General features: G+C 45.6%; 10 protein-coding genes and 1 tRNA gene. 5 read left to right on the top strand and 6 right to left on the bottom strand.

Annotated features, from left to right (window positions below):
• Window positions 1-221: 221 nt before the first annotated feature.
• Window positions 222-5,276, top strand: a complete 5,055-nt coding sequence (locus tag Q0668_RS16480; protein ID WP_298866606.1) for a hypothetical protein — start codon at window positions 222-224, stop codon at window positions 5,274-5,276.
• A 280-nt stretch (window positions 5,277-5,556) separates the two neighbouring features.
• Complete coding sequence (locus Q0668_RS16475; RefSeq protein WP_298866605.1) at window positions 5,557-6,186, top strand: peptidylprolyl isomerase; 630 nt, start codon at window positions 5,557-5,559, stop codon at window positions 6,184-6,186.
• 17 nt (window positions 6,187-6,203) lie between these two features.
• Here the strand turns inward: Q0668_RS16475 and Q0668_RS16470 are convergent, their stop codons facing one another.
• A complete protein-coding gene (locus Q0668_RS16470; protein ID WP_298866604.1) occupies window positions 6,204-6,632 on the bottom strand; it encodes a GNAT family N-acetyltransferase in 429 nt (142 codons plus the stop codon).
• A 281-nt stretch (window positions 6,633-6,913) separates the two neighbouring features.
• Here Q0668_RS16470 and Q0668_RS16465 point away from each other — a divergent pair, with 281 nt between their 5' ends.
• Window positions 6,914-7,426, top strand: coding sequence for an FKBP-type peptidyl-prolyl cis-trans isomerase (locus Q0668_RS16465; protein WP_298866603.1), 513 nt, complete (start codon window positions 6,914-6,916; stop codon window positions 7,424-7,426).
• Between the two features lie 63 nt (window positions 7,427-7,489).
• The gene (locus Q0668_RS16460) at window positions 7,490-8,032 is read left to right on the top strand and encodes an inorganic diphosphatase (RefSeq protein WP_298866601.1); all 543 of its coding nucleotides are present in this window, start codon (window positions 7,490-7,492) and stop codon (window positions 8,030-8,032) included.
• Between the two features lie 98 nt (window positions 8,033-8,130).
• Here Q0668_RS16460 and Q0668_RS16455 read toward each other — a convergent pair whose 3' ends face one another.
• From Q0668_RS16455 to Q0668_RS16435, 5 genes are all read right to left on the bottom strand, one after another.
• Window positions 8,131-9,330: a PDZ domain-containing protein gene (locus tag Q0668_RS16455; protein ID WP_298866599.1), complete on the bottom strand. Its 1,200-nt coding sequence runs from the start codon at window positions 9,328-9,330 to the stop codon at window positions 8,131-8,133.
• A 150-nt stretch (window positions 9,331-9,480) separates the two neighbouring features.
• Complete coding sequence (locus tag Q0668_RS16450) at window positions 9,481-10,134, bottom strand: hypothetical protein (protein ID WP_298866597.1); 654 nt, start codon at window positions 10,132-10,134, stop codon at window positions 9,481-9,483.
• Window positions 10,121-10,651 (bottom strand): sigma-70 family RNA polymerase sigma factor, encoded by a 531-nt coding sequence (locus Q0668_RS16445; RefSeq protein ID WP_298866595.1) that lies wholly within the window; start codon window positions 10,649-10,651, stop codon window positions 10,121-10,123. Before Q0668_RS16445 ends, Q0668_RS16450 begins: the two co-directional genes overlap by 14 nt.
• Before the next feature lie 397 nt (window positions 10,652-11,048).
• Window positions 11,049-11,846, bottom strand: a complete 798-nt coding sequence (locus Q0668_RS16440) for an NIPSNAP family protein (RefSeq protein ID WP_298866593.1) — start codon at window positions 11,844-11,846, stop codon at window positions 11,049-11,051.
• A gap of 63 nt (window positions 11,847-11,909) precedes the next feature.
• Window positions 11,910-13,574, bottom strand: coding sequence for a CocE/NonD family hydrolase (locus Q0668_RS16435; protein ID WP_298866591.1), 1,665 nt, complete (start codon window positions 13,572-13,574; stop codon window positions 11,910-11,912).
• 378 nt (window positions 13,575-13,952) lie between these two features.
• On the opposite strand from Q0668_RS16435, the gene Q0668_RS16430 reads away from it, so the two are divergent.
• Window positions 13,953-14,025 (top strand) — tRNA-Thr (locus Q0668_RS16430).
• The last annotated feature ends 31 nt before the right edge of the window (window positions 14,026-14,056 follow it).

The raw sequence follows: 14,056 nt of genomic DNA, 5'->3' as shown, positions 1-14,056 counted from the left end.
GTACAAATCGATTATTAACCGCTCACACTTCTCTCTTATCTCAAAAAACAATTCAATATTTCATTTCTCTCAAAGTTATCTGTTAAATTTGCCATCGTGCAAAGATTCAATAACATTTCGTTTTTCTTAAATCTAGATTTGTCTCTCGAAATATTCGTATGGCATTAAATCTGGATTTCGGATTAAAATCCCACTCATATTTAGATAGCGAGTTGGAAGTCATGATGACTCCTCAAAAACAACATAATCAAAGTTGGTGTTCTGGCTTGAAGGAGGGACCTAAATTGGGCAAGGCATTTGGAGTACTAGCCTGTACGACGTTGATTGCAGCGTCAATGTGGCTGGCCAATCTTGGCAACACGACCAGGAAGGTCGCTGCTGATGTCGAGAATAATGGTCAACCGATCGCGGGGCGTCAACAACGCTCGGCTCGTTACTATCTGAGTCTCGGGACTCAATATTACGAGAGAGGACAATTCGCTGAAGCGGTGGAAGTGCTTGAAAAAGCTTCTGTCTCACCCGGGCGATTGTCTCAAGCAGAGTTTCGCAAGATGAACGAGTACCTGGGTCGTGCTCGCCAGCGAGCAGCTGCACCTCGAGGAAAACAGATTGTACGAGCACAGTCTCCTGCTTCTGATACAGACTTTTCCAGAAACTATTCGAATGCAGCCGGTAAGACTCTGGACGAAAAGAAGCAACTGGCCCGTCAGTTGTTAAAGTCAGCTCGCGAAGATATTAAATTGAATGAATTAGCCAAGGCACGCCAAAAAGCAAGCCAGGCTGCAGCCATGCAGATAGAGTACGGTCCCTTTGATGAACGACCAGAACAGGTACTGGCTACGATCGCACGTGCAGAACAAAGAAGCCAAAAAGGTTCTCAAGTTCAACAGGCTGGTGGATTCTCAAATACCGATTCCAGGATCGTGCAGGTTGGCAATGTTAAAGAATCTGCAAATGATAACCCGTTTGAAAATTCTGCTTCGAATCCATTTGATGGCAGCCAGACTAAAAGGCTGACTGAAAAAGAACAAGCTACTGTATTGCTCAAGCAGGCCCGTCAGGCATTAAACGCCGGGAATTATGATGATGCTCGAACCATCGCGATACAGGCACAAGACTATGATGTTGCATATAAACTGTTCGAAGAACGTCCTCAACATATTCTTGCTGAAATTGAACGAAAAACCGGTACGAAAATTTTTGCCGGTCAGACAAAAAAATCAACTCAGATCGCGCAAACTGGATCCGCAAATAAAGAACGGGCAAAAAAACTGTTGTTGCAGGCTCGTGCTGAAATGCAGTCTGGTCGAAACGATTCGGCTCGCGAACTGGCACTCCAGGCAATGCAGCTTGAAGATGTAGCCTATCGACTCTTTGATGATCGTCCCGAATTAATTCTCGACGAGATTAAACGCGCCCAATCTGGTGGTTCATTGGCAGGTAGTGCCAATCCGGCTACTCCCGTAGCCACGCTTCCAGGGTCTTCCAAAGCACAGGCAACAGAATTACTGCGCACGGCTCGTCTCGATATTAAAAAACGTGATTTCGATAGTGCCCGCATGAAAGTGTCACAGGTACAACAGATGCAGGTTTCTTATGACCTGTTTGATGATCGCCCTGAACTGGTACTTTCTGCCATTGATCGAATTTCTGATGAAGCGGCTACCATTTCTGGAATCAAAGGATTACAGCAGAATGAAGATGCCGTCCGTCCACGAATCAATCGATTGATGAAACAGGCACAAGTTGCTTTGCAGCAGGGTAATAAAGATGAAGCGTTGATGCTTGCTTCTTCTGCTCAGAAATTGTCTCAAACACTCGATATCCGTTTTGCTCCTGACACAGAATCTCCAACCGCCTTTATTCAACGTGTTGGTGCCAGCTCAGAAAGCAGACTGAATCCTGGTACATCCCAGTCGACGAATGGGAATTCTGACGGTAAATATGCACGGCAATTGATTGCTGATGCACGCAAAGATCTTGCCAATGGGCAGGCAATCGAAGCGCGTCAAAAAGCAGAAACCGCACAAAAAATAAATACAGCCTATTCGTTGTTTGAAGATCGTCCAGAACAAGTTCTGGCAGACATTCGCAAAATGGCAGGTCAGCCCGGAGGACTTTCACGTGAACAACTTTACGCTGCAGAATATGGACGTAAAAAACAGTTCTCACAGAAACTAGTTGCGCAAGCTAGAACAGATCTTAAGGCTCGTCTTTTCGAGTCTGCCCAGGCCAATGCTCAGGAAGCACTGAAAGTTGGCGTAGAATTCAAACCGGGTGAGGATAGCCCACAGGCAATATTACGCGATCTGGAAAACAGAAAGGGCAGTCAGTCCAATTCTGTAGCTCGCATGAAAAACAATACTGCCAGTGAGATTGCCGTGATTCATCCCGGTGCTTCTGCTCTGGAATTGTATAACCTGGGAATGCAACGACTTTCCGAGGGTAACCGTAAAGCCGCTTATCAGTCATTTTTAGCAGCGTATCAATCTGGTGAGAAACTCGATGCACATCGTGCACAACAACTTCAGGATGCCGTCCGTGAGTTGGCTCCTGGTCGGGCTGATAGAATCAAGCTGGTGAAGAATCAGACTGGTTCTACTAATGAAGGCTCCGGCGAACCCAGCACGATTGATCTGGTTGAACAGAAACAGGCGATTGAATTTAGTCGCCTGCGATCTGAGGTATTGAATGCCATCTTCAAAGCAGAAAGAATGCGTGAATCTGCTCCGTCAGATGCTTTGCAAGTAATTGATCAAACACTGGCGAAAGTAGAAAATTCCAGCCTCAATAAAAAGTCAACGTCAGCATTGATCGGTTCTCTGCAACGAACACGCGAGTCAATTGATTCCTTCCGCAATCAGGTTGCACCTCTGGAAGAATTAAAGAAGCGTAACACGGAAGTGGAAGAGTATATTGATCAAAGAATTAAAACAAAAATCCGTGTCGAACAGGAACTCGCTGAACTGGTTCAGAAATTTAACGAACTAATAGAACAGCGTAGATACGCCGAAGCAGGAGTGATTGCCAAGCAGGCCGTCGATCTTGATCCCCAGAATCCTGTTACTACAACTATGAAATGGAAAGCCCAATTCATATCGCGTGAAGATTCAAACAATAACATGCGTGAACGTAAAGAACAGAATGTCTGGAAACAGTTAAACGACGTGGAAGAAGCGTTGGCAGATGCTTACACTTCCGACATTAAGTTTGGTCCTGGTGGAGCCAAAGAATGGGCTGAACTGACAAAACGCCGTGACAAATATCATGCGAAAAACCATAAGCAGAAAACAGAAAAAGAAATCCAGATTGAAGAAAGCCTGGATCGTCCTGTAAATCTTCAGTTTGAGAATAAACCCCTCACGGAAGTGATGAACAACGTTCAAACATTGACCGGCATTAACATCTTTCTTGATTCACAGGGATTAGAGGAAGAGGGAGTCACTCCTTCTGCCCCCGTCACGATTAACGTGAATGGTATTAAGCTGAGAAGTGCTTTAAATCTGCTTCTCGAACCATTGAATCTGTCTTACACGATTGATAATGAAGTATTGAAAATTACCAGTCGCATTCGTCAACAAGGGACTCTGAATACACAAACTTATCCTGTGGCAGACCTTGTCGTACCGATTCCGAACTTTGCCTCCAGTGGAAATCTGGGAAGCAATCCCTACAGTCAGATGGGCGCCATCGGTTATGGGGCAGGCATTGGTGGAAATCAAGCTGCTCCCGGTAACTTCCAGGTGGCAGATCCCGTCATGGGTGGTATTCCCGGCGGTGCCAATCCCTGGAGCAGTGGCGGTGCCACATCTCAGGTAGCCGGCGGTGGTTCAAATATTGATTTTGATTCACTTACAGAACTGATCGTTTCCACGGTTGAACCCGATTCCTGGGAAGAAATTGGTGGTGCAGGTAGTGTACGCCCCTTCGAGACGACATTGAGTCTGGTCATTCGTCAAACACAAAAAGTACACGATGAAATTGCTAACCTGCTCGAACAGTTAAGAAGACTACAGGACCTGCAGGTAACAATTGAAGTTCGGTTTGTAACGGTTTCTGACCGATTCTTTGAGCGGATTGGTGTCGACTTCGACTTCAATATTCAGGACACAGTCGGAAACCCTACTGTTACCAATAATGGAACTGCTGTTCCCGGATTTGGTCAGGTAGATCTAAATACTACCGCAAACCAAAATGGTGGTGGTGGCCAGCAAGGTGGTGGACAGCAAGGTCAGCAAGGTCAAACGACGTCAGGACAGACAGGTGGATCGGGAGTTGCTCCCTTTAGTGATCCACCCACACGAACGCTACTTAACTATGATACTTGGCCTAAGGCAGGTACTGTTGTAGGTCTGGCTTCTCCAGAATCGTTTACACCAGATTTGGATGTTCAATTCAGACAGGGATCATTTGAAATCGGTGTACCTGAGTTTGGAAGCTTTAACGCAAACGCTGGTGTGAATGTTGGTTTGGCTATTCTGAGCGACATCGAAGCCTTCTTCTTCATCAATGCTGCTCAGGCTGATGAACGATCTAACTTGATGTTTGCACCGAAAGTAACACTCTTTAACGGTCAGGTTGCCTTTGTTACCAGTAACGTGTCACGACCTTTCGTGATCAGTCTGGTTCCCACAGTAGGTAACTTCTCTGTCGGGTTTACACCTGTGATCGCTAATATTCCTGAAGGGGTCTCACTGACAGTTTCAGCTGTGATCTCTGCAGACAGACGTTATGTACGACTCTCTGTTAATCCAAACTTTACCAATGTAACAGACGTCTTTACCTTCTCCTTCCAGGGTGGCCAAACAGGTGGTGGCCAACAAGGCCAGCAAGGTCAACAAGGTGGTGGTGGTCTTGGTCAGCAAGGTGGTGGAAACTTTGGTGGCGGCGGCGGACAAGGCGTCGGTGGAATCGGTGGTCAGGGAGGTGCTGGTGGCCAAGGTGGCCAACAAGGCCAGCAAGGTCAACAGGGCCAGCAAGGTCAAAACGGTGGTGGTGGTCTAGGTACAACTACGATCCAGCAGCCCGTTGTTGAACAGGTTACTGTAACCACAACAGTCAGTGTGCCCGATGGTGGTACTGTTCTCCTGGGTGGTGTCAAACGACTCCGTGAAGGACGCAGTATGGCTGGTGTGCCAATTTTAAATAAGCTTCCTTACATCAGTCGTCTGTTCAAGAATACTGGTGTCGGACGTGAAACCGAAAGCTTGATGATGATGGTCACCCCCAGAATCATCATTCAGGAAGAAGAAGAAGAAGCACTCCTTGGATACTAAAGGAAACAGGAATCGTCAGGATATCCTGGCGATTCCAGGAACTTGCAGATCGCGGGATCTGCAGTGGGGCTGATCGTCAGCAGCCCCGGGCTCTGGCCGTCGCGAATTCTCCCCCCCTGATTCGCGGCGGCTTTTTTTATGCATCTCAATAACGCGGCAAGCCCTGATACTACCCTGCCGGGAATTCTGAATCGCTCTTGTTGCAAACACCTGAAATCAATTAGACTTCGATAGGCGTTGATTGATTTCCGTTCCCCTGATTGATCAAAAGGAATGACTGGTGTATTCAGTAAAAACTTTTCTGTTTGCGACAATGGCCTTGGTTTCTACTTTTCTCGTAGGGACTACAACAGCGGCCCCGGCTCAGGCTCCCGAAACATATCGTGTAAAAATGCAGACCACGAAAGGGACTTTCTATGTTGATGTCACTCGCAAATGGTGTCCTAATGGCGCCGATCAGTTTTACAAACTGGTGAATTCCGGGTTTTATAATGATTGCGCTTTTTTTCGGGTGATAGAAGGCTTTATGGCTCAGGTGGGAATTAATGGTAACCCGGACACGCAAACTAAATGGCGTGATCAAACTATACAGGACGATCCCGTTATGAAACAAAATCTTAAGGGTTATGTTTCATTCGCAAAAACATCAACCCCTCATTCAAGAACGACACAAATTTTCATTAACTACGGCGACAACCGCCGCCTGGACAAGTATGGTTTTGCACCCTTTGGATACATCTCAAAAGAGGGTATGAAAGTGGTAGATGCGCTCTATAAGGGGTATGGCGAGGGAGCCCCCAATGGGCGAGGGCCATCGCAAAAGCGAATTCAACTCGAAGGAAATCAATACCTGAAACAGGACTTTCCCCGTCTGGATTACATTACCAAAGCCAGTATTGTGAAGAAATAATCCAGGAACGAGAGCGTTTAAGATTTTTCATTCAGATGAGGTTGAATGAAGAGCGCCTTTTTCTCTCCCGGCAATGTAAAATCAAAACCGCAGCTTTGAAAAAAGTCGTCTGAGGAAGTAATGACCATCACTTCCAAAATATTTCTTTGACGAGCCCTCTCGACGCAAGCGGTAACCAGTTTCTTGCCGATGCCTGTTCCCTGTCGATCTTCCGCCACGACCAGGCTCCGAATTTCCGCCATTTTTCGCGAGTAGATCTCCAGTGAAGCAAAACCGACGATTTTGTCGTTTCCTTCAATCGCGACAAATCCTGTTTCCACAAGCTCATCTAACTCATCAGAGGTGCGAGGTAGAATTTTTTCCTGCTCCACAAAAGGGACAATAAACTCAGCCAGCCTGCTGATATCATCATGTTTTGCGGAACGTATGTGGACAAGATCTGTCATTTCCAGAGTTTTTCATATAAGACTTGGTAGATTGATAGAAGCAGTCTTTTTCAGCACTGCTCAGACCCCATGTATTCGCATGAGGTTCAGGCTATTTCTGAAGCAGGGGAAAAAGTAAATAAATAATCAGCCAAATGGTTCATTCTTTTTCTGAAGTCGTGAAAAGTAAGACTCTCTGATAGTGCAACCCGAAGGCCTATAAGTTATGTTATCGGTCAGGGCCGCTCCTGTAGATAGGGTTGCAAGTATAATAGTTTGCCTGAAAAGAAGGTAATATAAGAATGAAAAAAATTCCGTTTTTAATTTATTGTAGTCTCATCTGCCTGACAATTTCAGGTTGTGGGAACTCTTTACAACAGGGAAAACAGGCCGAACCTGCTGTCACAGATTCGATATCACGCCCTGTTAAGAAAACTCAAGAAGAAATGGATACTCAAGTGACTGACGAAAGCGAACCAGGCTACTCAACAACACCCTCAGGATTAAAGTATCGAATTGTCCGTGCGGGCAGCGATGCAAAACCAGGTGCTCAGGATAGTGTGACCGTGCATTATGAAGGCACGCTCGAAGATGGAACCGTTTTTGATAGTTCTTACAAACGTGGGGAAACCATTTCCTTTCCTTTGGGAAACGTCATCAAAGGCTGGACCGAGGGTTTGCAGTTGATTGGTGAAGGCGGAGAAATCGAACTGAAGATCCCACCGGATCTGGGTTATGGTGCAACTGGTGCTCCGCCCGTGATTCCAGGGAATGCCACGCTGAACTTTAAAGTGGAATTATTCAAAGTAAATTAGCTGATGGTGTTCGGTATCAGCCAGTTTTCTATCCTATCAAGCTATTGATTCAGGAGAGTATTTGTGACTCACTGTTGGCATGATGTGACTCCCGGGGAAAATTTACCTCGTAATTTCACAGCCGTGATTGAAATTCCCACTTTTTCCAAAGTGAAATATGAATTGGATAAAACAACGGGTCTCTTAAGACTCGACCGAATGCTTTATTCGGCGGTTCATTATCCGGCTAACTATGGATTTATTCCTCAGACTCTGGCAGAAGACGACGACCCGCTCGACGTATTGGTACTCTGTCAGGAACCCGTGGATCCTCTCACCATCGTTGAGGCACGAGCCATCGGCGTGATGACAATGATCGATAGTGGTAAACCTGACCATAAAATTCTGGCTGTTGCCGTAAATGATCCGGAATACAATCCTTTTACGGAAGCGGCAGAACTCCCCCCACATCGTCTTGCGATGCTGCGACGATTTTTTCAGGATTATAAAATGCTGGAAGGCAAAACGGTCGAAGTGGAAGAATTCCAGTCAGCGGAAGCGGCCTTTCCCATTATTGAAGATTCCCTGCAACGCTACAGCAACCAGAGACGCCGCGGTTTTCTATAAGCCTGATTCACAATGAGGGGTGCAAAAAGAAAAGCAGCATTTTCTCAATAGGAAAAGGCTGCTTTTTTGATTATTTCAAACGGAATTTAGAAACAGAACTAAATTGGGTTATCCACCCTCACTTGCGCGGTGGGAATGCGAATTCGTTGTAAGTTAACCCGGATTTGTTCCTGAATAGTGGGGTTCAGTTTAGTGAGCTCATTTGAGAAGATTTGATTTCCCATAATCTGGCTCATATTCAATGCCGGACGTTTACCCAGGTGATGGTCCAACTCTACCATTCTTACCGTTTTATCTTTTGTGGCGCGGCTTAAAAATACTCGAATAAATCGGGCATTTCCCTGCATGTGTCCCTTCAATTGAAGTCGAAAAGTGGCTTTGCCTCGCAGCGCCATTTTTAAATCTTTCAATCGTTCGTTGATCATCATCTGCACATGTTTTGGCATATCAGTGACCTGCTCACGAATCTCATTCGCATTGCCTTTAAATTGATGTGTTTGCAATCGATCATGCGCGTCTTGATAATTGACCTCAACAATGTAGCCACCCTTTACACGACCAATAAACAGCAGGCTCAGATTATGAGTGGTGGTCACGGGAGCATGGCTAAATCCCAGTGACAGATCTCGGTCAACAGGATCAGACTTACTTGAACGAGTTGCAATACGGTCATTTGGATCAATCGGAGTTGTTGCAGGTTGCTTATTCGCAATGACTGAAGGAACTCCGTTTTTACCCAGCGGAGTTACCGAATATTTAAAATGTCGATAAAGCTTTTGGATGAGAGTGACTTCAATGATCTGGTGTTTCGAAGCGCGAATCACGCCAAATTTTACCTGACTGTTTTTGCCAGACTCTATCACATACTTACGTAGAATATCTGAGGAAGTGATCGCTTTACCATTGAATGTAGTCAGAACATCATAGGTTTTAAATCCAGCTTTATGGGCGGGAGTATCAGGTAACACGACCTTAACACCAACGCCCTGTCCTGACTTCATCATACCATTCAATTGCGCTGCCAACGCGGCAGGAACAGGTTCGGTAACAATACCTACAAAATTTCGCTGGTCGGTTTCGCCGGTCGCACGAGTGGTGACCCGAAATTTACCGCGGGCATTTTGGATGATAGCCTTGTTTGCGGGCATCATTTTCAGTTGAGAGGAAGCGGCGGGTTTAGAATTTTTTTGCCCGGGTTTCCGCGCTTCCAGAGGAAGATCATCAGCGAATGATTGCTGAACTGTCAAAACGGAGAATATCACTCCGCATATGATGAGCCATGGAGATTGTTTCTTCATTGTAGTGCCTTGGAAATGAGACAAAAAGAGACTCCATAGATTCCTGAATTCAAAAACTCTGGAATCAGAAATAACTTTTTGTGGCCCGAATTATATATTCCTGCTTATCCGCTAATCGCAAAAGTGCTCTAAATAAAACTAACTTGGATTCTACTGTTCGTTTCCGTTTTCTTCATTGATTAAGGAAAGTCTGGCTTTACTAACGGGGACAAAGTCAATCGTTAATTCCGGCATTGACATTTCCATATTGGTTCCCGTTTTGTGATTTTGAAAAGTAATATTCGTCCAGGAAATTTCTGTTCTCTGTTCAATTGGACCATGCTCAGTGTTATACAGGGTAAGATCAATTGACTCATGTACGTTTTTCTGATCAGACATATCCAGGGTTGTGTCACCGTGATTGACAACAGCCACTGACTCTGCAGATTCCAAATTTCTAGAATCCGAAGAAACCGGGGCGTTTTCTGTCGGTTGGTTTGGTTTCAGTTGATTTATGGAATTGTTAACGACAGGCACATGATCTGTTTGTAAAAAACGGCTGACAGAAAATCCAATCATCAGACAGACACAGAGACCTAACATCAATAGACCTACTTTGAATTGTGGATGCTGCCTCTTTTCGAAACGATCAGAAGCAGTGACATCCGAACGGGGCATCTGCATAAATCGCTTTTCATACTCTTCATCTGTGACTTCAGGAATTTCAAGTAACTCCAGAGGCATTTCCTGCTGGAAATAATCGCGCAAAACACTCTCCAGCTCATCATCATTTTCGAGCATTCCTGAAGTGTCAAACGGTTTCATGATCTATCCCCACTTTTTGCAACTCTTCACAAAGACGCTTTCTCGCACGAGAAAGCCTCATGTCAATTGCAGACGTCGAAGTATCAAGAGCAATTGACATTCGTTTAGACGACCATCCTAGTGCATAACGAAGGACAAGAACCTCACGATCCTCATCTCGAAGTTGTCGAAGTGATTGCCGAATTTGACTGTTTCTCTCTTTTTTATTCAGATCATCTAACGGATCTGAATTCTGACCTACAATATTATCTAAAAAATCTGCAGACCGTGCTGCATGATTTTGCCGACGGGCAACATCACGCAACCAATTTTGAGCGACAGTCAAAACCCAGGCCCGGATATTTCTTATAGATTTAACTTCTTGATTTTGTAAACGTACGAACGCTTCCTGGAGTGCGTCATATGCACGATCTGAATCGGAGCATTGAGCATAAAGTAACGCCCAAATTTCTCGACCTTCTCGTAAATATACCGCCTCAATTTCCGCCGACCACTCATGGGCCTGCTTGTTCGGCATGCAAATTCCAATACGCTTGAAGAGGAATAATCTCAGTCTATTGGAGAGTGTTAATGGCTCTGCTTACTTTAGCCAGATTAACAAAACTCGACTAACTCACATGCACTAGAATAGACGGAATCAGCATCAGAATCTAACATCCTTTAGGGATAATTCCAGTTTCCTTATAGATTCGAGATGCCTCCCCGTCAGCCTTTAACATGGAGTAACCGATAATAAGTTTTGACTATTGTCATATCGTGTTAAAAACAAACAACTTACGTTAAATTGTCTATCTTATCTGCGCGCGCGGCTTGTCGCATAGAATTTTAGAGTTTGTTCAATAAATCTGTCAAATTCTCAGATCCTGCCAGTTAGTTTATGAGAGCAGGCTTTCCCCTGTATTGATTCGAAAGAACTATTGAATTCCAGAAAAGGACAAAGGTTCAAGGTACCAGTTTCTGATTTTGGAGACGGTTCCCTTGTATTTATCCATTTTTTTCATGCGATCCCATTCAGGGTGAGCTCGAAAACCGTCCCAATGTTTTTCGTGGGCAATCTTGTTCGGGGCAGAAAGCATATAGGTCAAATTGGGCACGTCATCCCCCACTAGCATCTCACCAAAAAAGACAGGTCCCAGTTTGACATCGCGCATGATGTCGATTTCTCCCTGATTGAACATGTCCACTTTCAAGCGGGCCAGCTTCTCATTAGAGCTCTCATAGGTCCGCAATTCGAATAGATGAGGGGCTTTACCCTGGGGAGTTTCCAAAACAGGCATTCCCTGAAAAGCCTTCATCAGTCGGCTTTCAATCCGGCTATAAGCGGGCGATTTATTCGGTTGTGAAAAATAGGTTTCAGCCGCATTATGATAGTCTGCGTCCTTTTCCAGTACATCATTCAAACTTGAAAATTGATCCAGCGACGTGTAGGGAATAAGAACATACAGAGAATGATCGCCTTTGCTTTCCGTCTCCTTGAAGACTCCCACACGAGTAATGCCCACACGTTTTAAAGCGGGTAGTAATGCATTTTCCAGGTAATTGCTGACGATCTTCTGTTTATCAGCATCGGCAATTCGATAGGTACGCAGCTCGTAGTATTCCTGTTTGGGTTTCGAGTCTGCCGATTGTGCTGACTGACCAACACTCAGTGCCACTACAGCGCCTACGGTTCCTGCAATAAACTGCCGGCGATCTGTTCTATTTTGATGCATGATGTTCCTCGTATCGAGTGAATATTAAATTGTATGGTTTTTGTTCTATTCGTGGTAATTCCTTTAAGGATTGATCGGGGCCAGGATACGTGACGCATGTTTCGGGCTGTGATGTATTTTGTTTTTTGCCACGACGACTTTATCAGGAAATTCAATCGTGATCGGTTCTCCGGTATTCGGATTAGGCTCGTAAAAAGGAGCTCCAGTAGAAGTCACCGTGACGCGAATTTCATGACCCTTATTAAATACCTGACTCAGCCAGCCTACGTTAAAGGCCACCTTGTAAACTTTACCGGGTTCCATGAATTTCTGTTGTTCAAATCCATCACGATAACGGCCACGTCGAATCATATCGATGATTAAAATCGAACGACCATCGGGGTAAACGTCGGTCACGCGTACTATAAAATCCGAATCTTTTGCAGAAGAGGAGACCAACAGTTCGGCTTTGACATTGCCAGTCCACTCGACAGCTTCAGCCAGGGGCCCCGTCGAAAACGTCAGGACGTTTTCCTGTTGTTCCACCACGCGTGCATCGCGGGCTCCGGGAAAACCGCGTCCCAGAATCTTTGCCGGGTTCAATGGGTCGGCGATGATCTGACTGAAAGAGCCTGTTTCTACAGGCTTCGCCAGTGACAGTTTTCCTTTCGGCTGTAGATAGTAGGATGTCTCTGTCGTCTTCAAAGGCCAGTCTTTCACCGCACGCCATTCATTTCCGGGAGCGCCACTCTCGCCAACGGCCCCCATGGCATAATAACGCACGTCTGGATCTTGATCGATTCCATTATCGACGCCTTTGAGATGATGGTCGAACCAGCGAATCATTTCTGCCATCATGTCAAAATTAGCGTTGTCAGGGTAAAGCATCTCGCCGACTTTATTGACCTTATTAAAGCGACCATGTAACCAGGGACCCACATACAATTTCTGTTGCCCGCGCGAATTCGGGCCACCTTTGTATTGGCGTCCGATAAAACTTTGCACAGAACCGACACACATATAGTCATACCAGCTTCCTACGGTAAAGCAGGGCACATTCATCTTGTCAAAATGGAGTGTGCAATCTTCCGCCTTCCAGTAATCATCATAATCAGGATGCGAAAACCACTCTTTCATCAAGGCATCATTATGAGCTGGCACACGACAGACGGCAGACATGCCTTTGAATCTTTCAGGTTTCGCTGCCCCGCCAATAAAATAACCTTCATGATACAAACTCAATCCGGTATCAATCATAAACTGACAAACCAGATGTGGCGGCTGTGTGATCGCCAGATAGTTTTGAGCATAACCTGCCTGCGAACTACCAAAAGTACCAATCTTTCCGTTCGACCAGGGTTGTTTAGCCAGCCACTCAACCACGTCATAGCCGTCCCGCTTTTCTCCCCACTGCAGATCCCGATAACCAACCCAGGTCCCTTCTGATTTTTGTGAACCCCGGAAGTTGACGCCACATACCACATAACCGTGTGACGCCATTTCTGCAAAAGACGTTCGCGTGCCTTTCGCAGTGAGACCAGCATACCGCTGTTCCATCAGGACAGGCCACGGACCTTTCCCATCAGGAATATAAATATAGGAAGACAGTTCAACTCCATCCCGCATAGGGATCATAATATGCTGTTCGGTGACCCCTTTGAAATCAAGAGGTGGCACTGCCGCATACAGGGCAGGGCAGCATACTAGAATTGAAACAATCATCAGGCAGGCTTTTGCCAGTTTTTGCATGGGGTTGTCTCCGGCTGGAATATCAGGGTAGGAAAAGTTCTCCCTCGATTGTGGCGAAACACCGACCTTTCAGCAAGCATAAAAGGCGACTGTTCTGAGGACTCTAGCCTGAACAGAATAAATGAGGAAGAAGAGCGAAGGCTCAAGTTTCATCCGTCAATCACGTTTTTTCATCCCTGTTTCCATAGTCAAATTCACCTGAGAAATCAGATTTTCAGACACGAAATGGGGACAGTATCCTTTCGAAAGACAGAAAAAAGGGGTATGCTACCGCCAGAGTAGATCTCAGCAGAGATGCTCTGAGTCATCTCAAGCAGATTTCAATCGAGTGAACCTGCGGGTTGATTGTTGAATCATAGAGTATGACATGAAATCAAAGCCGCCGTAGCTCAGTTGGCAGAGCGACGCATTCGTAATGCGTAGGTCAGGAGTTCGACTCTCCTCGGCGGCTCTCTTTACTTGATTCTGACATGCCCTCACTA

Source organism: uncultured Gimesia sp. (genome assembly GCF_937910335.1).
Lineage (GTDB): Bacteria > Planctomycetota > Planctomycetia > Planctomycetales > Planctomycetaceae > Gimesia.
The sequence above is the reverse complement of the archived record's forward strand: the minus strand, read 5'-3'. Positions and strand labels throughout refer to the sequence as shown.

Bases quoted from the DNA above. Each gene is read 5' to 3' on its own strand.
- Q0668_RS16480 (WP_298866606.1), top strand. From the start codon at position 222: ATGATGACTCCTCAAAAACAACATAATCAAAGTTGGTGTTCTGGCTTG.
- Q0668_RS16470 (WP_298866604.1), bottom strand. From the start codon at position 6,632: ATGACAGATCTTGTCCACATACGTTCCGCAAAACATGATGATATCAGC.
- Q0668_RS16465 (WP_298866603.1), top strand. From the start codon at position 6,914: ATGAAAAAAATTCCGTTTTTAATTTATTGTAGTCTCATCTGCCTGACA.
- Q0668_RS16455 (WP_298866599.1), bottom strand. From the start codon at position 9,330: ATGAAGAAACAATCTCCATGGCTCATCATATGCGGAGTGATATTCTCC.
- Q0668_RS16450 (WP_298866597.1), bottom strand. From the start codon at position 10,134: ATGAAACCGTTTGACACTTCAGGAATGCTCGAAAATGATGATGAGCTG.
- Q0668_RS16445 (WP_298866595.1), bottom strand. From the start codon at position 10,651: ATGCCGAACAAGCAGGCCCATGAGTGGTCGGCGGAAATTGAGGCGGTA.
- Q0668_RS16440 (WP_298866593.1), bottom strand. From the start codon at position 11,846: ATGCATCAAAATAGAACAGATCGCCGGCAGTTTATTGCAGGAACCGTA.
- Q0668_RS16435 (WP_298866591.1), bottom strand. From the start codon at position 13,574: ATGCAAAAACTGGCAAAAGCCTGCCTGATGATTGTTTCAATTCTAGTA.